This is a genomic window from Rathayibacter sp. AY1B7 (genome assembly GCF_002932735.1).
GTDB lineage: Bacteria > Actinomycetota > Actinomycetes > Actinomycetales > Microbacteriaceae > Rathayibacter.
Genome location: NZ_PSWK01000021.1, coordinates 1 through 20,321, shown reverse-complemented (window position 1 = coordinate 20,321; position 20,321 = coordinate 1). Strand labels below are relative to the sequence as shown.

Genomic DNA, 20,321 nt, shown 5'->3' with positions numbered 1-20,321 from the left:
GCGGACCACCTACCCTGAGGGGATGAGCGAGCAGCCCGAGACCGTCGACCCGCAGGCCGCTCCCGAGGCGGAGGGGCGTCCGGAGGGCGGGGCGGACGCGACGGCTGTCGACGCGTCGGCCGGATCGGGCGCGGTCGGCGCCGGAGCCGGAACCGAGTCGGACGACACCGACGGCGACTCCGAGGACGCGGACTCCGGCGACCTCGACTCCGACGATCTCGACTCCGACGATCTCGACGCCGAGGACAGCGACTCCGACGCCGCCGACTCCGACGCCGGGGACGCCGTCCCCGCCGGCCCCGTGCTCGCCGTCGCCCTCGTGCCCGGCGTCACCCCCACCAAGTGGACCCGCGTCTGGGGCCAGCGCCGCTCCGATCTCCCGCTGCGCATCACCGTCGTCGCCGAGCGCGATCAGGAGCAGGCGCTGCTCGACGGCCGCGCGCAGCTGTCGTTCGTCCGCGGCGACGTCTCCTCCTCCGCCCTCAGCTCCATCCATCTCTACGACGAGCAGCCCGTCGCCGTCGTCGGCCGCGAGCACGCCCTGGCCGCCGCGGACGAGCTCGACGTCGCCGAGCTGGCCGGCGAGCACCTCCTCCAGGATCCGGAGGACGTGCCGGAGTGGGCCGCGGTCGCCGAGGAGCTCGCGGACGGCTCGCGGCGCCCGCTGCCGCGCATGGCCGGCCTCGACGACGCGGTCGAGCAGGTCGCGGCCGGAGTGGGCGTGCTGATCGTGCCGCAGTCGGTGGCGCGCGTGCACAGCCGCAAGGACGTCACCGCGGTGCCGGTGACCGGCGTCTCTCCCTCCTCCGTCCGCCTCGCCTGGGTGACGGACGACAAGGGCGACGACGTCGAGGACTTCATCGGAGTCGTCCGCGGCCGCAGCGCGAACACCACGCGCGGAACCGCCGCGACGCCGAAGGTCGAGTCGCGGGCGAAGGCCGCCAAGGCGAAGGCGCGGGAGGCGCGCGAGAAGGCGGAGAGGGCCGGCGGCGGCAAGAAGAAGCCGGCCCGCGCCAAGGCGTCCGCGCCGGCGGTGCGGCGCACCCGCAAGCCCCGCGGCCGCTGACCGTGGCCGACGACGCCGGCTGGTCGCTCCGCCCCGCGACCTCGGAGGACGCCGCGGCGATCGCCGAGCTGCGCGCGGTCGTCATGCGCCCGTCGCTCGAGACGCTCGACCGCTACGACGAGCACCGCGTGCGGCACCGCTTCCTCGACGGCTACCGGCCCGAGCTCACCCGGGTGATCGAGCTCGACGGCGCCTTCGCCGGGAGCATCGCCGCGCGGGTCGAGCCGGACGCGGTCTGGATCGAGCACTTCTACCTGGCGCCGCACGCACAGGGACGCGGAGTCGGCGGCGCCGTCCTGCGCCGGGTGATGGCGGAGGAGGCGCGGCCGGGTCTGCCCTTCCGGCTCGACGTGCTGAAGCGCAGCGACGCCCGCCGCCTCTACGAGCGGCACGGCTTCCGGTTCGAGCGCGCTCTGGAGTGGGACGACATCCTGGTCGCGCCGCCTGTCTCCTGACCCCTGATCGGGGAGGACGACGGGGCGCGGGCCGCCGCTAGCATGAGCGCGATCCCCTCCGCCGGGTCGGCCGCAGGGCGACCTCCTCCTGGAAGCAGGCACTCCGCCGTGTCCCCGCTCGTTCTGAGGTCCGCCGCCTCCGCGGTCCTCGTCGCCGCCCTGGCGATCACCTCCAGCCCGCTCGCCTCCGCCGCATCGGCGGCCGCGCCGTCGGCCGCCCCCGTAGACGCCTCCGACGTGCCCCGCTCGATCGTGCTCCCCGAGGGGCAGCCGCTCTGGCAGCCCAGCGCCGAGTCCCCCCTGCCCGCCGTGCCGGACGAGGCGCCGAGCGCCGCCCGTGCGAGCGCTGCGGCGTCGATCAGCGGCCGTGTCGTGGTCGAGGAGGCCGACGGCTCGATCGCGACTACCACTCCCCGCGGCGCCCTCCTGAACGTCGAGGTCTGGTCGAGCGAGGCGGGGCTCCTCGGGAACCACTCCGTCGCCGGCGACCTCACCTTCAGCATCGACGGGCTCACCGCCGGGCAGACCTACTACCTGCTGATCAAGGACAACGCCGACCTGTACGCCGACCTCTGGTCCGGCGGCAGCGCCGTCGCCCGCAGCGCCGAGCCGCTTCAGGCCCCGGCGGCCGGCGTGCAGCTGCGCACCGCACGGCTGGGGTCGCTCGAGGGACGCCTGAGCGGCGTCGCGGGCGACCAGCGCGTCGACATCTGGTACCGCGACCCGGGAACCGACGGCTACTTCCGCACCGGCGAGCTCGACCTGATCACGGGCGGCGACAACCCGTACTCGTTCCAGCAGGTCGTCCCCGGCGACTACCTCGTCCGGGCGTCGAGCCGCGACGACGTGATCGACGACAGCTACTGGGACCACGTCCTCCGCTCGGGCGACGCGGGCGACGTGCGCGTCCCGGTGGGCGGATCGGCCGCCGGGATCGACCTCTCGCTGAGCAGCGACTACCAGCAGTACACCGGCCGCCTCGCCGGATCGGACCGCTACGCGACCTCGGTGGAGGCGACGGGCTACTTCTCCCCGGGCATCCCGGTGCTCTACGTGGCGAGCGGGGCGAACTGGCCGGACGCGCTGAGCGCGGGCCCGGCCGCCGCCGCACTCGGAGGCGCGCTCCTGCTCACCGATCCCGACCGCCTGCCGCGGGTCGTCTCCGACGAGATCCGCCGCCTCCGCCCGGAGCGGGTCGTGGTCGTCGGCAGCGAGCTGAGCGTGAGCCCCGGGGTCCTGTCCGCGATCCGCTCGATCGTCGGCGGCACCGAGCGCATCGGCGGGACGGACCGCTACGACACCTCCCGCCGGATCGTCGCGGACGCCTTCGGCACCGGCCCCTACTCGAACATGTTCGTCGCGACCGGCACGAACTTCCCTGACGCCCTGTCGGCCGCGCCGATCGCCGGCTGGCGTGCGCAGCCCGTGCTGCTGGTCGACGGTGCGACCTCGGGCGCCGACTCCGCGACCGCGACCGCGGTGCGCGCCCTGGCGCCGGAGCACGTGGAGTTCCTCGGCGGCGACCCCTCGATCCGGGACGCGTACGTGGCGGACTTCGAGCGTCGCGGCCTCGCCCCCTCGGTCTCGAGGATCGCCGGCCGCGACCGCTACGAGACCAGCGTCGAGCTGAACAGCGCCTACCCCCAGTCGCTGCTGCAGGACAGCGTCTTCCTCGCCGCGGGGTCCTCCTTCGCCGACGCCCTCTCGGGAGCGACGACGGCGGCGGCCCTGGGCTCGTCCGTGCTGCTGACCGAGCGCGACTGCGTGCACGACTCGACGCTGCGCTTCCTGGCCTCCAACTCGAAGAACTACGCGTTCCTGCTCGGCGGGGAGCCGACGCTCACCGAGGACGTGGCGAACCTCCGCAACTGCGAGTACGACTTCTGACGACGCGTGCTCCCGGGGTCCGGGGCTAGGGTGCGAGCATGCCCACGAGCGATGAGACCTGGACCCTGGCCGAGCACGACGTACCGGTGTACCGCAGCGGTGAGGGCGGCCGCGCGCTGATCCTGATCCACGAGGTCTGGGGGGTCGACGGGCACATCCGCTCGGTCGCCGACCGCTACGCGGCCGAGGGCTACAGCGTCGTCGCCCCCGAGCTCCTGGCTGACAGCGGCCTGCTCGAGCAGCTCGACGAGGAGCAGCGCGCCGACTACGACCACCCGGTGCGGCGCCTGCCGCGCCAGGTCGAGCTGCGCACCTTCTTCGCCCCCGTCTTCACTCCGGAGCACGCGACGCGCACCGTCGCGATCCTCCGCGCCCTCGTCGAGCGGCTCCTGCGCCAGGAGGGCGCGACCAGCGTCTCCGTCACCGGGTTCTGCTACGGCGGCACCTTCTCGTGGGCGCTCGCGCTGGCCGAGCCGCGGCTGGCGGCGGCCGTGCCGTTCTACGGGCACGTCACCGCGTCCGCGGAGGAGCTCGGCGCGCTGCAGGTGCCGGTGCTGGCGTTCCTGGGCGATCAGGACGCTCCCCTCGTCGAGCAGGTGCCGCGCCTCCGCGAGGCGACCGAGGGCAAGGACGTCGAGGTCGTCGTCTACCCGGGAGCGGGCCACGCCTTCTTCAACGACGCGAACGAGCAGACCTACCAGGCCGAGGCGGCGACCGACGCCTGGCCGCGGGCGCTCGCGTTCCTCGGAGCGCACGCGGGCTGAGCGGGCTGTGCGGGATCAGCGGGTGAGGATCCACGCCACCAGGTAGCTGCGCGAGTCGGCGCTGTCGATCGAGGAGTCCGGCAGGCGCTCCGCCCGCGCGAGAGCCGCGGCCGGGTCGCTCGTCGCCTGGAGCATCAGCACGTAGTCGGCGAGCGGCGCGCCTGAGGCTCCGGCCACGAGCTCGTCGACCCGCGAGGGGTCGGGGAGGAACGCGGTCGACGGCGGCATCGGGATCAGCTCGATCCCCAGCAGCGCCGAGGGTGTCGCGTCGAAGAAGGTGGCGTAGTCGCGCTTGCCGCCCCAGTTGATCGCGACGAACGGCGCTTCGAAGCCGACCGGCGTCTCCGGGCTCAGCCACAGGTCTGCGGCCGCCTGCGTCTCGAGGGAGAGCAGCCAGCGCGCCTCCTCGAGCAGCGGCGCGTTCCCGGAGGCGGCGGCCCAGAGGGCGAGGCCGTTCCAGGCGTTGACCGCCTCGGACACCGACTCCTGGTCGTTGCCGTCGCGGGCCGGAGCGAGCCCCGAGGCCCAGGAGTGGCCGCGGTATACGTCGAACACGCGCAGCCGCGGGAACTCGGCGGTGTCGACGGGAGAGGCGAGATCCAGGGCGAGCAGGTCCGCGACGGTCCGGTACCGCTCGAGGAGGGACGGGTCCTCAGCGGCCAGCATCCCGACGGCGGAGAGCAGGTAGCCGTAGTGGAAATGGTGGTCGTTGAACGCGTCGGACCCGAACGACGGCGCGGAGCCGACGACGCCTCCGAGCACCGGGTCGTAGACGACGCACTTCACGGCGCCCGGTGCGCAGCCGCGCGGGTCGAGCCACTGGTCGAGCTCTGCGGCGATCCGGTCGTGCAGGTCGGCCGCCACCTCCTCCAGGCCGAGGTCGACGGCGAGACGGTGCAGAGCAGCGGCGCGGTAGAGCTCCTTGCCGGCTCCGTAGGTGTCGGGCGCGGCGAAGCGGGTGGCCGCGGCGTCGAGCGGCACCTGCGTCCGGAGCGTCGTCTTCTCCTCGGCCGTGAGGGAGCCGAGATCGAGCGCCCCCGACTCGACGATAGTGGGGGCGGCGCGGGAGAACGACGTTCCCGCACGGAGCCCCACCCGGCCGTAGAGCGTGTCGTAGCCGATCGCCCCCTCGGCCCCGAGGCCGAAGAACGTCTCGGCGCCGCCCTCGGTCCGCAGCGCGTAGGTCGTGGTGGTGGTGCTCGCCGTGACGTCGTGGGAGACGCTCGCGCCCTCGAGGGGCACTGCGCGACGCCGAAGCTCGTCGATCCGCGCCCTGCTCGCTCCCGGAGGCACCGCGAAGAGGAGCAGCGTGCCGTCCAGCGTCATCCGGGGGAACGTATCGAGGGCGGCGGCGGGCGCCACCAGCCCGTACCGCTGTCCGCCCGCGGTGACCAGGAGCAGGCCGCCGGCCGCGCGCTCGGGAGCGGTGGCGCCTCCGATCAGCACCGTCTGGGCGCTCTCGGTCCGGTAGGAGGCGTAGGGCCAGCCCTCGGCTGCGACGAGCTCACCGGCACCCGCGAGGCTCCAGTGCGCGACGAGGTCGTCGAACGCGGAGAGCGCCACCGCGCTCGAGGGGACCGTCACGGTGAGATCGTCCCGGGCGAGGGCGTAGACGGTCCGCGGAGCCGCCTCCACGATCGGGAGGCCGACGGTGAAGCCGTCGGCGCGCGGCGTGACGGTGAGGATCCCCGTGTAGAGCGGGAGATCCTCCCCGAACACCGGTCCGGACACCCACGAGTTCGTCGGCGGCCGCACCCCTTCGGCGAGCCGCGGCGTCCCCGCGTAGGGGCCGGGGACCTGCGGCAGCTCCCGCGCGTGCACGGACGCTGCCACGGCCCAGTCGGACACGGAGCGGTCGGACGTGCATCCGGTGAGGCCCGCGAGCGCGAGGGCGAGGGCGAGAGCGAGAGCGAGGGCCGCCCCCGCCCCGCGCCTCACCGCGCGAACCCGCCGGGCGTGAAGAGCCTGCCGAGCTGGGCGACCAGCCAGCCGCCGAAGCCGTCGCCGTCGTCGCGGAGCCGCACCTCCGCCGCGACGGGAGCTCCGACCACGGTGTAGTCCTGCGTCGTGATCTCGTCGGTGCGCGCGCGGATGACGGTCGTCGCCCGCCCCTCGTGGAACCGCTCCACCTCGACGTCGTAGATCTCGGCGTCGACGGTCGTCCCGTCCGGCATCGCCACGGCGACGGTGCCGCCGATCGGGACCCGCGAGTAGTCCCGGGCGCCGAGCACGAACTCGCTCTCGAGGTGGATCGAGTCCGAGATCGCGACGACCGCGATCATCTGGTCCTCCTCGACGAAGGAGCCGATCTCGGCGTCGACCGACGTGACCACGCCGTCCAGCGCCGCCGTGAAGACCATCAGGCCGCCCTCCTCGATCCGGTAGCCGACATCGGCGCTGGTGAACGTCTTCGTCTGCATGTCGGACTCGAGGACGGTGCTCTGCAGGCTGAAGAGCACGTCGCCCTTCTCCACCGCGTCGCCGCGGGAGATCGTGAGGTCCTGGATCGTGCCCGCGTAGGGCGTCCCCAGCGAGTACTCGTCGGTGACGAGCTGAGCGCTCGCCGCCCGCACGGTGAGCGAGGAGTTGTTCGCGTAGACCAGGCCGGCGGCGGCGACGCCGAGCGCGAGGGCGCACGAGGCGAGGAAGCCGAGCCAGCGCAGCGCGGTCATGCCGCACCCACGGCGAGTCCGTGGCGTCCCGCGGCGGCGGGGCCGCTCGGAGCGACCACCTCGGCCCGGGCGGCGCGCTTCAGGAGGACGTGCTCGCGCGCCGCGATCACCGCGAACGCTCCGAGCGTGAGGGTGTTCAGGACGTTCCAGGCGAGCGCCACCGAGTACTCCGCGGTCCACTCCGCCTTGAGGAAGCCGATGACGGAGGTCGCGGCCAGGAACACCAGGAAGACCATCTGCACCTTGATGAAGTTGAAGGGCGAGGCGGCCTGCCCGGTCGCGCCCGTCGAGGTCCAGGCCGGCTTCCGGCCCGCGAGAGCGAGGAAGAACGCCTTCGTGTACATCGGGAAGGTGACGGTCGACAGCAGCAGCGTCTCCCACCGGAACGAGCCGATGATGAACAGCGCGAGCCCGATCTGCAGCACGTAGAACCCGCAGTAGAAGAGGATCCACTCGACGAGCGGCACCTCGAGGCTGACCGGCGTGATGTTCAGGTAGATCTGCAGCGGGGGCAGCACGATCAGGCCCAGCGGCACGATCCCGGTGAAGTAGAACGTGACGGTCATGAAGTACTGCACGCGCTGGTCGGTCGTGAGCCGGCGCTTCGGCGAGAACGGGTTGTGCTTGAGCAGGATCTCGAACCCGCCGACGGCCCAGCGGACCTGCTGGCGGACGAAGGCCTCGATCGTCTCGGGCGTGCGCCCGACCGCGAGGGTCATCGGCACGAAGATCGAGCGCCAGCCGCGCTCGTGCACGAAGATCGACGTCCAGATGTCCTCGGACTGCGAGCCCTCGTACATCCCGCCGATGTCGTCGAGGGCCTTGCGGCGGAAGACGGCGTTGGTGCCCACGCAGAAGGCGGAGTTGTACTTGTTCTTGCCCGGCTGGGTGAGGGCGTAGAAGACGATCTGCATGTAGGCGGAGCCGCGCGAGATGAAGTTGTGCGCGTTCCCGTAGACCTGCGGGGCCTGCACGAAGGCGACGTCGTCGTGGGCGAAGAAGGGGAGAGTCTCCTCCAGGAACTCCGGCACGGTCACGAAGTCGGCGTCGATCATCACGGCGAAGTCCGAGTCGGTCAGACGGAGCGCGTGGTTCACGTTGCCGGCCTTGGCACCCGCGCGGTCCTCGCGCACCACGTAGCGGACGCCCAGGCGCTCGGCGATCGCGGCGACCTGCGGGTCGTCCCCGTCGTCGAGGAGCCACGTCACGTGGGTGCCGCGCATGTCGCGGGCCGCACGGGCCGTCTCCTCGATGATCGCGGGGTCCTCCCTGTAGGTCGTGATGAAGACGTCGACGGTGATGCGGCGGCGGCCGAGGTAGAGGTCCTCGCCGATCGGGATGCCGTCGACCGGGCTCCCGTAGAGCGTCGCTCGAGCGGAGTGGAAGGCGGAGTCGCGCGGGTCGTAGGTGCTCGACAGGGCGGTCCACATCGTGAGCGCGGCCTGGCCGATCAGGTAGAGCTCGCAGATGATGACGATGGCGAACGGGAGGGGGTCGCCGATGTTGCGCGGGTTGAGCAGGAAGGCGCCGTAGAGCAGCGCGCCGGCGCCGGAGAGCAGCACGATCATGATGAGCGAGGGCGACTGCTGCTTGGCGCGGCTGGTGACGGCACGGGGGCTGGCGACGCGCTGCTGGCGCGTCAGGAGCGGGCGGATCTCGGGTGGAGAGGGAGGAACAGGGCGGGCGGGGGTGCTGGGGTTCACGGGTGAGCTCTTCGGGTAGGTGGAAGCGGGGGCCCGGAGCGTCGTCGGTCGGGGGTGCCGGACGGCGCGCCGGAGGAGCGCCTGTGCGCGCGTTCGGCTCAGGTCGCTGATGCGCCGCGGTCCGTCGGGTACGGCGCGGGCGTCGGGGCCGCGGTCCCGTCGGGTACGGTGTCGCGGTGCGGAGGCCGCCCGTCATCGGGGATGTCGGCGGCGGTCCCCATGTTCGACCTGGGAGAGTGCCGGGACAAGAGCCGGAAGAGGACGTGTCCGCTAGCGGACACCCCGTTCCAACACCGCGGCTCCGCGGCGCTGAGCTCGCCGACGGCCGGCGTCAGCGCGGTCGGACCGGCAGCCAGCCCCGCCGAGACGCGAGCACGCCCGCCTGGAAGCGGCTCTCGGCGCCGAGCAGCTCGAAGAGACCGGCGATGTGCCGACGGCAGGTGCGCACGCTGAGGTCCAGCCGTGCCGCGAGCGCCTCGTCGGTGAGCCCGGCGGCGAGGCCCTGCAGGATCGACCGCTGTACCGCGGAGAGGGAGGGCTCCTCCTCGGCACCTGCCGCGTGCAGGGGCGCTGCGAACTCCCACGCCGCGTCGAAGACGCGCGCCAGGGTCGCCGCGAGCTCGGAGGAGCGGACGACCAGGGCGGCGCGGTCGTCCTCGTCCCGGGAGCGGGCGACGATCGCGAGGGAGCGGTCGAAGACCACCAGCCGGAAGGGCAGCACCGGGAGGGTCCGGAACCGCGCGCCCAGCGGCTCGAGCTCCGCGACCGAGCGCCGGAGGGCCGCGTTGTCGCGGCGGCGGTCGTGGTACAGCGTCCGTCTCGCGATACCGCGCCCGAGCAGCTCGCGGTCGACGGCGTCGCTCGCCTCGTGCCGCTCCACGCTGCTGGTGCCGGGAGCGGCGATCAGCACCTCCTCCGAGGCTCCGCGCTGCAGGTCGAGGAGCAGCCGGAGGACGGTCGCCGGGTCCTCGATCACCTCCACCTGCTCCGCGGCGGCGAGGGCGCTGCGGGCGCTCCGGTAGGCGGGGACGAGGGCCATCAGCTCGCTGCGGCGGCGGGTGATCCCGGTCTGCAGCTCGAGGAGGCGCCGCTCGTCGTCGGCGATCAGCTCGGCCAGGGCGATGTCCGGCGCGGCCGTGGCGAGCGACTCCGCGCCCGCGTGCAGCGGAGCGAGCAGCCGGAGCCCGATCAGCTCGTCGCGCGCCTCGCGGAGGCCGTCGACGGTGACGCCGAGCTCGTCCGACGCGCTCTCGAGCGACCAGTCTCCGCGCACGGACGCGTGCAGGTACAGCGCGATCGCGTTCTCGCTCAGCACCGGCGGCCCCCCGTTCTCCCGACCCTCCCGAGTGTAGGAGGCGCGCACTCAGCGCCGCCGCGCGAGAACCGCGACGACGGCGAGCTCACCGGCGAGGACCAGCGCTACCGCTCCGAACACGGCCGGGCCGACCAGCGCGGCGAGCGGAGTGAGACCGGCGTTCGCGAGGAGGGGGGCGAGGAGACCGATCACGACTCCGGTACGGCGGGCGGGGGGCTGCCGGCGGGCGACGGCGACGACGCTCAGCGAGGTCGCGGCGGCGGCGGCGAGCACGAGCAGGAGGACCGCCGCGGGGTGCGGCTCCCCGAGCAGGAGGAGCGCGGCCAGCGCGGCCCAGGCGAGGGCGCCTCCGGCGGCGACGGGGCCGAGGTGCGGGGTGGCGGCGGGTGCAGTGGCGGTCATGGTGCGTCCTCTCGTCGTGGTCCTCCGAGCCTCGCGGAGGCCCGTCGGCGGCACCAGATCAGCATCCGGGCACGGCAGCATCCGGACATGCGGCGGACCCCCGGCTCCGCGCGGGGCGGAGGGTCGGGGGCCCACGGGACGTCCGGGCAGGCTCCGGCCGTGGCAGCATCCGGTCAGCCGGCCTCGCGCAGCCTCCCGCCGGCGAGGTGGAGGCTGCGCTGCGCACGGCGCGACGGCAGAGTGGTGGGTGTCGTCGGCTCCTGCTCTCCGGGCGCCCGCTCTTCCCGGGGCGGTGCCCGCGGTCGTAGGCTCGCGCTCATCCGCAACGGGAGGGGCCGACGATGACCGCCACGAGAGAGACGTCCGCCCCGCCCGAGCTCAAGCGCGTGCTCGGCCCCAAGCTGCTGCTGCTGTTCGTGGTCGGCGACATCCTCGGCACCGGGATCTACGCGCTCACCGGGCAGGTCGCGGCCGAGGTGGGCGGGGCCGCGTGGCTCCCCTTCGTGATCGCGTTCGTCGTCGCCACGCTCACCGCCTGCTCGTACCTGGAGCTGGTGACGAAGTACCCGCAGGCGGCGGGCGCCGCGCTCTACGCGCACAAGGCGTTCGGGATCCACTTCGTCACGTTCCTCGTCTGCTTCACCGTGATGGCGAGCGGGATCACCTCGGCCTCCGCCGCCTCGGGCGCCTTCGCGAGCAACTTCGCGATCGGCTTCGGGCTCGGGGACGGCGCGGGGACGCGGTTGAGCATCGCGCTGGTGTTCATGGTCTGCATCGCCCTGGTGAACCTGCGGGGCGTCGCCGAGAGCGTCGGGCTGAACGTGGTGCTCACCCTGATCGAGCTCTCGGGCCTGCTGCTGGTGATCTTCGTGTGCTTCTTCGCCGTGTTCGGCGGGCAGGCCGACTTCTCGCGGGTGGTCGCGTTCGAGGCGCCGGAGGACAAGTCGCTGCTGCTCGCGGTGAGCACCGCGACCTCGCTGGCGTTCTTCGCGATGGTCGGCTTCGAGGACTCCGTGAACATGGCGGAGGAGACGAAGGAGCCCAGCCGCATCTTCCCGCGCGTGATGCTCACGGGTCTCGGCATCACCGCCGTGGTCTACGTGCTCGTGTCCACGCTCGCCGTCGCGATCGTCCCCGTGGGGGAGCTGGCCGGCAACGACACTCCGCTCGTCACGGTCGTCGAGGCCGCGGCGCCCGACTTCCCGATCTCGACGCTCCTGCCCTTCATCTCGCTCTTCGCCGTGGCCAACAGCGCGCTGATCAACATGATGATGGCCAGCCGCCTGCTCTACGGGATGAGCCGCCAGGGCGTGCTGCCGCCGTTCCTGCAGAACGTGCTGCGCGGACGGCGCACGCCGTGGGCCGCGATCCTCTTCACGACTGTGATCGCCCTGCTCCTCACCGCCTACGTGTCGCGCGACCCCTCCGACCCCATCGCGGTGCTCCTGGGCGGGACCACGTCGCTCCTCCTGCTGGCGGTCTTCGCCGTCGTCAACGTCTCCGTGCTGGTGCTGCGGCGGCAGCCGGTCGAGCACCGTCACTTCCGGACCCCCACCGTGCTGCCGGTGCTGGGCACGATCGCCTGCGTCTACCTGGTGCTGCCGATCACCTCGGGACGCGACACCGCCCAGTACGGCATCGCGGGGGTGCTGCTCGTGATCGGCGTCCTGCTCTGGGTGGCGACTTTCATCGACCGGCGGGTCCGCGGCTATGCGCGCACCGCGGCGATCGCTCCGGAGGAGCTCGACGCCGATCCCGCGGAGGACGCATCGGGAGCGCACAGCGAAGGCATCGGCCGCTCATAGCCGATCCATAGGGAACTCCCGATACTGGAGTCATGAGCACCCCGGCCCCCTCGAAGCACCTCGCCCCCGCGCAGCGCACCCGCCTGAAGCGGGCCGACGGTACGCCGATCCGCGTCCTCGTCGTCGACGACGAGAGCACCCTCACCGACCTGCTTCAGATGGCGCTGCGCTACGAGGGCTGGGAGGTGCGCACCGCCGCCGAGGGCCGCGCCGCGATCACGATCACCCGCGAGTTCCGGCCCGACGTGATCGTGCTCGACGTGATGCTCCCCGACATCGACGGCCTCCAGGTCCTGCAGCGGGTCCGCGCGGACGGCAGCGAGACCCCGGTCCTCTTCCTCACCGCGAAGGACGCGCTCGACGACCGGATCGCCGGGCTCACCGCCGGCGGCGACGACTACGTCACCAAGCCCTTCTCCCTCGAGGAGCTGGTCGCCCGGATGCGCGGCCTCATCCGCCGCAGCACCCTGCTCGCCAACGACGCGGACGACCCCGAGGTCGTCGTGGGGGACCTGGTGCTGAACGAGGACAGCCACGAGGTCCGCCGTGGCGGCGACGAGATCGAGCTGACCGCCACCGAGTTCGAGCTGCTGCGCTTCCTGATGCGCAATCCGCGCCGCGTGCTCAGCAAGGCCCAGATCCTCGACCGGGTCTGGTCGTACGACTTCGGCGGCAAGTCGAGCGTGGTCGAGATCTACATCTCGTACCTGCGCAAGAAGATCGACGCCGGCCGCTCGCCGATGATCCACACCGTGCGCGGCGCCGGCTACCTCCTGAAGCCCGCCGACCAGTGAGCCGCACCGGCCGCCCGTCGCTCGGCGACTTCGCGACCCGCTCCGCCCTCCGCAGCTCCCGCCGCGGCCGGCGCGCGCCGTGGACTCTGCGGCGGCGGATGGTCGTCGCCGTGGTCGCGCTCGTCGCGGTGACGGCGGGCGTCGTGGGAGCGGTCAGCGTGCTCTCCGCCCGCTCGATCCTCTACGGCAGCACGGACGCGTCGCTCAGCCAGTCGGTCACGCGCCTCCAGGACTTCGACGGGCCGAGCCGCTTCGGCGGGTCGAGCGCGATCGAGCAGGCCACGACCTGCCCGAGCGGATCCTTCGGCGGCGGCCCGAGCCAGAACCTCAGCACCATCACCGCCGTCCAGGGCTCGGACGGCTCCTTCATCGGCGCCTACGTCGACGCCGACGGGGTCTGCCGGCAGTTCTCGGACCCGGCCGACTCGGTGCTCGCGGCGGCCGTCGCCGCGGGGGGCGAGGAGGCGACCATCGAGCTGCCCGGGAGCCTCGGGACCTACCGCGTGCGCGCGGCGGCGGTCGAGGGTTCCGTCGTCGTCGTCGGCGTCCCCCTGGGCGAGGTCGCCGAGACGCTCGCCTCCCTCACCTGGGTGGTCGTCGTGGTGGTGCTGCTGGCGATGCTGCTGGTCGCCCTCGTCGCCACCGCGATGATCCGCGTGGCACTGCGGCCCCTGGAGCGGGTGGAGGCGACGGCGACCCGCGTGGCCGAGCTGCCGCTGGACCGCGGCGCCGTCGAGCTGGTCGAGCGGGTCCCGGAGGAGGACACCGACACCCGCACCGAGGTCGGCCGCGTCGGCGCCGCCTTCAACCGCATGCTCGACCACGTCACCGGTGCTCTGGAGTCGCGGCAGGCGAGCGAGGACAAGGTGCGGCAGTTCGTCGCCGACGCCTCGCACGAGCTGCGCACTCCCCTCGCGGCGATCCGCGGCTACGCGGAGCTGCCCCGGCGCGGCGGGACCGAGCTGCCGGAGTCGGCGGCCTACTCCCTCGACCGGATCGAGTCCGCCGCCACCCGGATGACCTCGCTGGTCGAGGACCTCCTCCTGCTCGCCCGCCTCGACGAGGGCCGCGACCTCGAGAAGGAGCCCGTCGACCTGACGCTGCTCGTGATCGAGGCGCTCTCGGACGCGCACGCCGCGGGCCCCGACCACGAGTGGGACCTCGAGCTCCCCGAGGAGCCGATCGAGATCCGTGGCGACGGCTTCCGGCTGCACCAGGTGGTCGCCAATCTGCTGCGGAACGCGACCGTGCACACGCCCCCCGGCACCCGGGTCGTGGCGGCGCTCGCCGAGGAGGTGTCGGAGGGGCGGCCGATCGCGGTCGTCACGGTCACCGACTCCGGCCCGGGCATCGCGCCGGAGCTGGTGCCGGTGCTGTTCGAGCGCTTCGCCCGCGGCGACTCCTCCCGAGCGCGCACGACCGGATCGACGGGGCTGGGCCTGGCGATCGTGACGGCGGTCGTCGACGCCCACGGCGGGCGCGTCCTCGTCGCGTCCCAGCCGGGGCGGACGAGCTTCCGCGTCGAGCTGCCGGCGGGCTGAGGGCCGGGACGGCGGTCTCCCGCCGCCCGCCCTACACCGAGACGCCCAGCCGGCGGCGCGCGTCGTCGAGGGTCCGCACCACGGCGACCACCTCGTCGAGCGGGTGCAGCGGCGACTCGGTGCGCCCCTCCGTCACGTACTGCGCGACGTGCAGCGCCTCCCAGGCGAGGCCCTCGCCGCCCTGGAGCGGCGTCTCGTCGATCCACGATCCGCTCTCGGAGCCGCGGGTGAGCGTCACGCCGCCCGGCGTCCAGAACGACGGGTGCACGTCGATCCGCCCCGCCCGCCCCGCTACGCTCGCCGCGTGGCGGGTGTCGGCCAGCACGGTCGAGGTGGCCACCGACTGCACCCCGTGCGCATGGCTGCCGACGATCGTCGCGGTCGCGTCGACGCCCGTCGAGGTCATGCTGCCGGCGACGACGGTGCTCTGCGGGGTGCCCGCCACCATCGAGACGAAGGAGGAGGCGTAGACGCCGACGTCCAGCAGGCCGCCGCCCGCGAGCGCCGGGTCGAAGATCCGGCTGGAGGGGTCGAAGTCGAAGGCGGCGCCGAAGTCGGCCGAGACGACGGCGGGAGCGCCGACCGCCCCGTCGGCGAGCAGCTGCCGCACGACGTCCATGTGGGGCAGGTAGCGCATCCACATCGCCTCCATCGCGAAGACTCCGGCGTCGCGCGCGGCGTGCACCATCATCTCGGCCTCGCCCGGGGTCGGCGCGAACGGCTTCTCGACCAGGATGTGCTTGCCCGCGGCGATGGCGAGCAGTGCCTGGCGGGCGTGCTCCGAGTGCGGGGAGGCGATGTAGACCACGTCGACCTCCGGATCCTCGACCACGGCCTCGTAGCCGGCCGAGGCCCGCTCGATCCCGAACCGGCTCGCGAACCGCTCCGCGCGCTCCAGCGAGCGGGAGCCCACCGAGACCACGCGCTGCCGCGTGTGCTTCTGCAGCGCCTCGACGAACGAGCCGGCGATCGAGCCGGGCGCGATCACCCCCCAGCGCAGGACGGGGGAGTCGAGGAGGGAGGGGAGTCGGGGCTCGGGGAGCGTCAGTGCCATGCGTCCACGCTAGGGCCCCGTGCCCGGCGGGGGCGAGGGGGTGCGCGGCGGTCCCCTAGGGTGTGACGGCACGCGCAGTCGCGGGCGGAGGAGGACGTCATGCCCGAGTGGTACACCCTGGGCGTCGTCGCCCTCGTGATCGTCGTGGTGGTCGTCGCGATCGTGCGCTTCCGATTCAACCCGGTGCTGGCGCTGGCCGTCGGAGCCGCCGCGATCGGCCTGCTCACCGGGCTCGGCCCCGTCGACACCGTCTCCACGATGACCACCGGCTTCGGCGAGGTGATGATGGAGGCGGGCCTCCTGATCGGCTGGGGCGTGCTCATCGGCGCGATGCTCAACGAGATGGGCGCCGTCGTCCGGCTCGTCGAGGGCCTGCTGCGCGTCTTCGGCCGCCGCGGGATCCCCTACGCGCTGGGCCTCTCCTTCGCCACCTACCTGCAGACGATCTTCGTCGACGCGCTGATCGTGATCGCGGCCCCGCTCGCGCGCCGGATCGCGCCGCGGCTGGGGCGCGCGGGCACCGGCATCGTCGCCGTGACCTTCGCCGTCGGGCTCGAGACGGGCATCGTGATGATGGTGCCCGGCTTCGCCGCGGTCGCGCTCGCGGGGCTGCTCGGAGTGCCGCTGGGCGTGATGATGCTCGGCGGATTCGCGGTGGTGGCGCCGACGGTCGTGGTCACGATCCTGCTGATGTCGCTCGCGTTCCGCCTCGGCTTCTGGGACCCGGCGCGCGACGAGCAGCTGGTCGTGCGCGACGACACGACCGGGCTCGCGAAGGTGGGAGCGTCGCCCGATGCGGACGGCGGACGGCTGCCGTCGTTCGGCGCGCGGGGGCGCGGCGGGGCGTCCTCGGGCGGAGCCGGAGCGGTGTCGGGCGGCTCGTCCGGCTCGTCCGTCGAGGACGCGGCGGGTCCCGCTGAGGCGCAGGACGCCCACGCCGCCCGCGAGCGCCCGCTCCTGCTCCTCTTCGCGCCCATGCTCCTCGCCCTCCTGCTCATCGCCGCGCAGGCGGTGCTCACCGTCTCCGGGATCGAGCTGCCGGTGCTGCAGTTCCTCGGGAACCCCGTCATCGCGCTCCTCCTCGCCGTGATCGGCACCGGAGTGGTCGGCCGGTCCACCGTGGGAACCGCGCGGATGGAGAAGGCGGTCGCCAAGGGCTTCCAGGACGGCGGGCAGATCTTCCTGCTCACCGGCGTCGGCGGGGCGCTCGCCGCGGTGATCGCGCAGGGCGACCTCGGCGAGATCCTGAAGGGCTACTTCTCGACCTCGGCGACCGCGCCGCTGCTGCTCGTCTGGGTGATGGCGGCCGTGCTGCACATCGCGGTCGGCTCGGTCACCCTCTCGGCGATCACGGCGGCCGGAGTCGTCGCGCCGGTCGCCGCGACACTCGGCCTCGACCCGCTGCTGATCGCACTCGCCGCGGGCTCCGGCGCGCTGTTCTGCATCCACGTCACCTCGAACACCTTCTGGCTGCTGCAGAGCTTCCTCGGCCAGTCGGTCCGCGGCGCCCTCAAGTCCGTGACCGTCGGCGTCTCCCTCGCCTCCGTCCTCGCGCTCGGCGCCACGCTCGTCCTCTCCCTCTTCCTCTGACCGGGCCCTCCTTCCTCCTCTCGCCGGATGCCACTCGGACACTCGAGTCGCCGGGCGAGGCGTACCGAAGAGGCATCTCGCGCAGCTGACCCGGCCGACACGTGACGGAAACATGGAGCCTCTATCTTCCTGAGAGGGTTCACATCCGATTCGGAGATCCAGACGCCGACGGGGGCCCGATCCGTTCCGTCACGCCTCGACAAGGGAAGAACTCCGCTTGAGATCTCGAACCGCCCTCGCCTCCGGATGCGCCGCGCTCGCGCTCGCCGCCGGCGGCCTCCTGGTCGCCCCGCCGGCGACCGCCACGACCGCAGCACCCGCCGACTACACCCGCGTGGACATCGTGCGTCCGCCGTCCGCTCCGATCGCGGTGCCGACCAGCTACCCGCAGCAGACCCCGCTGACCGAGGTGCCCGTCGACCCGACCGACGCCTCGCTCCTGCGCGGAGTCACCCCCTACGACGCCATCGCGCCGCAGCTGAACGCGCTCGCCGCCCGCTCCGACCGGGTCTCGACCCAGGTGGTCGGGAAGTCCGGCCTCGGCCGCGACATCTACCTGGTCACCGTCACCGCCCCCGAGACCGAGGCCGAGACGGCGCAGCAGGCCGAGTGGCGCGACCGGCTCAAGTATGAGCCCGCCGCCGCGGCCGCCGACGCCGAGCTGATGGACGGCTACAAGGTGCCGGTCTGGTTCAACGGCAACATCCACGGCAACGAGTGGGAGGGCAGCGACGCGATCCTCGAGTACATCGAGGGCGTCGCCACCGCCGAGGACGCGGAGACCGAGGCGCTGCTCGAGGGCAACCGCCTCTACTTCACCGTCACCAACAACCCCGACGGCCGCGCCCTCGGCCAGCGCGCCGTCGCCGCGGGCTACGACCCGAACCGCGACATGATCACCGGAGCCACCAGCGAGGCGGCCGTGATCCGCGACCTCTCGAGCGTGCTCCAGCCCACGTACTTCATCGACATCCACGGCTACACCGGGATCCTCCAGGTCGAGCCCTGCGGCCCGCCGCACGGCGAGAACTACGAGTACGACCTCTTCCTCCCGCACGCCTACGCGACCGCGCTCGAGATCGAGCGCCGCGTCGTCGAGGCCGACGTGCCCGGCAACACCTACCTCGCCGAGGACGGCAGCGCCACCACGGACAACACCGGGAAGATCCTCATCCCCTACCGCGACATCCGCGCGGGCTGGGACGACTGGCCCCCCATCTTCGCCCCGCAGTACGTCGCCTTCCAGGGCGCGATCACCAACACGGTGGAGCTTCCGCTCGGCCGCACGGCCAACAGCACTCCGGAGGAGATCGCCCAGGGCCAGGCCAACGCGGACATCGACGTCGAGGTCGCCGGGATCGTCATGGACGCCTCCGTCGACTACATCGAGGCCAACCGCGACGCGCTCCTGAGTAACCAGGTCGCCATCTTCGAGCGCGGCGTCACCGGCGCCCCCGCCGTCGAGATCCCCGCCGACGTCTCCGCGGCCGACCTGCCCGCGGGCGTGCCGACCGAGTGGACCGAGATCTGGGACGAGACCGACGTCTACACGACCGAGTACCCGCGCGCCTACGTCATCCCCGTCGAGGGCACGCAGCGCTCCGTCTCGGACGCCGAGACCCTCGTCGCGCAGCTGCTCGCCCACGGCGTCGAGGTGTCGCGGACCACGGCCGCCACGAGCGTCGGAGGAGTCTCCTACCCCGCGGGCACCTACCTGGTCGATATGCACCAGTCGGTCCGCGGCCTCGCCAACGTCCTCCTCGCCGACGGCAGCGACATCTCGAGCCGCGTGCCCGAGATGTACGACGTCTCGGCCTGGAGCCTCTCGCTCCTCTGGGGCGCCGACGTGCAGGCGATCGGCTCCACCACCGACGCCCTCCCGGCCGTCGGCCTGGAGCCGGTGACCGCCGTGGCTCCGGTCGGCTCCGTCCCGGCAGGCGCCGACTACCTCGCCTTCGAGCCGCGCGGCGTCCTGGAGTACCAGGCCGTCAACGCGCTGCTGGCCGACGGCGTCGCCCTCGAGCAGTTCGAGGACGGCACGATCGCCCTCCGTGCAGACGCCGCCGGGCTCGCGGCCGCCGAGGGAGCCGCCGCCGCCTTCGGCGTCGACTTCACGGCGACCACCGCCGACCGCGTGCGCGCCGAGGACGGGAAGGCGCTCGACGCCCTCCGCGTCGCCTACTCCGGCACGAACGAGGACCGCGACGCGCTGGCCAAGCTCGGCTTCGCCGACGCGGTCGCCGTCGACGCCGCCGCGCTCACCGCGGGCACCGCGACCCTCGAGGGCGCCGACGTGCTCTACGTGGGACGCGCCCTCTCCTTCACCGCGGAGCAGGCCGTGGGCCGCACCGTGGTCGAGGAGTTCCTCGCGGCGGGCGGCGACGTCGTCGGCCGCGGCGGCGCAGGAGCGGCCTTCGTGTCCGACTTCGGCCTGGCCGAGCTGACTGCGCAGACCGGCACGAGCGGCTCCAACGGCATCGTCTCGGTCGAGACGCCCGGCGGCGGAGTCCTCGGCGACTACCCGCAGGACACCGCGTTCGTCTCGCCGGCACTGTGGTTCGCCGGCTTCGACGAGTCGGTCGCGGTCGAGCAGAGCTACTCGGAGGACGGCACGTTCGTCGCCGGGCACTGGGTCGACTCCGACGGGCAGTCCCGGAGCGACGCGGCCGGGCAGGCCTCGGCCGTCTCGTTCTCGACGGAGTCGGGCACCGAGGGCTTCCTCTTCGGCACCTCGCCGGTGTTCCGCAACCACCCGGTCGGAGCGTTCAGCGACGTCGCCCGGGCGCTGCTCGCCGTGGCGCCGGAGGGCGCCGCCGTCGAGCTGCCGGGGACCCCGGAGCCCACGCCGACGCCGGAGCCGACCGGCTCGCCGGAGCCGACCGCGACTCCCGAGCCCACGGCGACTCCTGAGCCGACCGGCTCACCGGAGCCGACCGCGACCCCCGAGCCGACGGCGACTCCTGAGCCGACCGTGACGCCCGAGCCGACCGCGAGCCCCGAGCCCACGGCGACCCCGGAGCCCACCGTCGTGCCGACGGCCGGACCGACCGCCACGGCCGCGCCGATCACCGCACCGACCGGCCCCGGCGGCCTCCCCTCCACCGGAGTGGAGACCGGCTCCTGGCTGCTGCTCTCGGGAGGTGCTGTCGCCCTCGGCCTCGGCTCGCTCCTGATCGCCCGCAGCCGTCGCCGCGAGGACCAGGAGGCCTAGCCTCCGCCTCGGGGAGGGATCGGGCGCCCGCCGCCCGGTCCCTCCCCGTTCCTGTTCCCCGT

At 73.3% G+C, this 20,321-nt stretch carries 15 protein-coding genes; 9 read left to right on the top strand and 6 right to left on the bottom strand.

The annotated features are described in order from the left end of the window. The first annotated feature begins 22 nt into the window (after positions 1–22). From C5C95_RS12110 to C5C95_RS12095, 4 genes are all read left to right on the top strand, one after another. On the top strand, positions 23–1,066 hold the full coding sequence (locus tag C5C95_RS12110) for a LysR substrate-binding domain-containing protein (protein ID WP_104324522.1): 1,044 nt from the start codon (positions 23–25) through the stop codon (positions 1,064–1,066). A 2-nt stretch (positions 1,067–1,068) separates the two neighbouring features. Further along, positions 1,069–1,521, top strand: coding sequence for a GNAT family N-acetyltransferase (locus tag C5C95_RS12105; protein ID WP_244230509.1), 453 nt, complete (start codon positions 1,069–1,071; stop codon positions 1,519–1,521). 108 nt (positions 1,522–1,629) lie between these two features. Further along, entirely contained in the window at positions 1,630–3,408 is a 1,779-nt protein-coding gene (locus C5C95_RS12100) for a cell wall-binding repeat-containing protein (RefSeq protein WP_104324521.1), read from the top strand. 38 nt (positions 3,409–3,446) lie between these two features. Next, a complete protein-coding gene (locus C5C95_RS12095; RefSeq protein ID WP_104282054.1) occupies positions 3,447–4,172 on the top strand; it encodes a dienelactone hydrolase family protein in 726 nt (241 codons plus the stop codon). Positions 4,173–4,187: 15 nt separating this feature from the next. On the opposite strand, the gene C5C95_RS12090 is transcribed toward C5C95_RS12095, so the two are convergent. From C5C95_RS12090 to C5C95_RS12070, 5 genes are all read right to left on the bottom strand, one after another. After that, the gene (locus tag C5C95_RS12090; RefSeq protein WP_104324520.1) at positions 4,188–6,110 is read right to left on the bottom strand and encodes a glycosyl hydrolase; all 1,923 of its coding nucleotides are present in this window, start codon (positions 6,108–6,110) and stop codon (positions 4,188–4,190) included. Continuing rightward, on the bottom strand, positions 6,107–6,844 hold the full coding sequence (locus C5C95_RS17495) for a biotin/lipoyl-binding protein (protein WP_104247768.1): 738 nt from the start codon (positions 6,842–6,844) through the stop codon (positions 6,107–6,109). Before C5C95_RS17495 ends, C5C95_RS12090 begins: the two co-directional genes overlap by 4 nt. Next, a complete protein-coding gene (locus C5C95_RS12080) occupies positions 6,841–8,547 on the bottom strand; it encodes a glycosyltransferase family 2 protein (RefSeq protein WP_104324519.1) in 1,707 nt (568 codons plus the stop codon). Before C5C95_RS12080 ends, C5C95_RS17495 begins: the two co-directional genes overlap by 4 nt. A gap of 331 nt (positions 8,548–8,878) precedes the next feature. Continuing rightward, entirely contained in the window at positions 8,879–9,862 is a 984-nt protein-coding gene (locus C5C95_RS12075; protein ID WP_104324518.1) for a helix-turn-helix transcriptional regulator, read from the bottom strand. Positions 9,863–9,910: 48 nt separating this feature from the next. Continuing rightward, entirely contained in the window at positions 9,911–10,264 is a 354-nt protein-coding gene (locus tag C5C95_RS12070; RefSeq protein WP_104324517.1) for a hypothetical protein, read from the bottom strand. Positions 10,265–10,605: 341 nt separating this feature from the next. Here C5C95_RS12070 and C5C95_RS12065 point away from each other — a divergent pair, with 341 nt between their 5' ends. The 3 genes from C5C95_RS12065 to C5C95_RS12055 are packed head-to-tail and all read left to right on the top strand — an operon-like array spanning position 10,606 to position 14,404. Continuing rightward, positions 10,606–12,069, top strand: coding sequence for an APC family permease (locus tag C5C95_RS12065; protein WP_104324516.1), 1,464 nt, complete (start codon positions 10,606–10,608; stop codon positions 12,067–12,069). A gap of 32 nt (positions 12,070–12,101) precedes the next feature. After that, a complete protein-coding gene (locus tag C5C95_RS12060; RefSeq protein WP_104223650.1) occupies positions 12,102–12,863 on the top strand; it encodes a response regulator transcription factor in 762 nt (253 codons plus the stop codon). Then, complete coding sequence (locus C5C95_RS12055) at positions 12,860–14,404, top strand: cell wall metabolism sensor histidine kinase WalK (RefSeq protein ID WP_219814758.1); 1,545 nt, start codon at positions 12,860–12,862, stop codon at positions 14,402–14,404. The genes C5C95_RS12060 and C5C95_RS12055 overlap by 4 nt, the downstream gene beginning before the upstream one ends. A 31-nt stretch (positions 14,405–14,435) precedes the next feature. Here C5C95_RS12055 and C5C95_RS12050 read toward each other — a convergent pair whose 3' ends face one another. Further along, entirely contained in the window at positions 14,436–15,458 is a 1,023-nt protein-coding gene (locus C5C95_RS12050; protein ID WP_104234222.1) for a Gfo/Idh/MocA family protein, read from the bottom strand. 99 nt (positions 15,459–15,557) lie between these two features. Between C5C95_RS12050 and C5C95_RS12045 the strand changes: the two genes are divergently transcribed. Then, the gene (locus C5C95_RS12045; RefSeq protein WP_104324515.1) at positions 15,558–17,048 is read left to right on the top strand and encodes a GntP family permease; all 1,491 of its coding nucleotides are present in this window, start codon (positions 15,558–15,560) and stop codon (positions 17,046–17,048) included. Between the two features lie 217 nt (positions 17,049–17,265). Continuing rightward, positions 17,266–20,259: a M14 family zinc carboxypeptidase gene (locus tag C5C95_RS12040; protein ID WP_104324514.1), complete on the top strand. Its 2,994-nt coding sequence runs from the start codon at positions 17,266–17,268 to the stop codon at positions 20,257–20,259. Positions 20,260–20,321: the final 62 nt, after the last annotated feature.

Bases quoted from the DNA above. Each gene is read 5' to 3' on its own strand.
- C5C95_RS12070 (WP_104324517.1), bottom strand. From the start codon at position 10,264: ATGACCGCCACTGCACCCGCCGCCACCCCGCACCTCGGCCCCGTCGCC.
- C5C95_RS12065 (WP_104324516.1), top strand. From the start codon at position 10,606: ATGACCGCCACGAGAGAGACGTCCGCCCCGCCCGAGCTCAAGCGCGTG.
- C5C95_RS17495 (WP_104247768.1), bottom strand. From the start codon at position 6,844: ATGACCGCGCTGCGCTGGCTCGGCTTCCTCGCCTCGTGCGCCCTCGCG.
- C5C95_RS12095 (WP_104282054.1), top strand. From the start codon at position 3,447: ATGCCCACGAGCGATGAGACCTGGACCCTGGCCGAGCACGACGTACCG.
- C5C95_RS12045 (WP_104324515.1), top strand. From the start codon at position 15,558: ATGCCCGAGTGGTACACCCTGGGCGTCGTCGCCCTCGTGATCGTCGTG.
- C5C95_RS12060 (WP_104223650.1), top strand. From the start codon at position 12,102: ATGAGCACCCCGGCCCCCTCGAAGCACCTCGCCCCCGCGCAGCGCACC.
- C5C95_RS12110 (WP_104324522.1), top strand. From the start codon at position 23: ATGAGCGAGCAGCCCGAGACCGTCGACCCGCAGGCCGCTCCCGAGGCG.
- C5C95_RS12050 (WP_104234222.1), bottom strand. From the start codon at position 15,458: ATGGCACTGACGCTCCCCGAGCCCCGACTCCCCTCCCTCCTCGACTCC.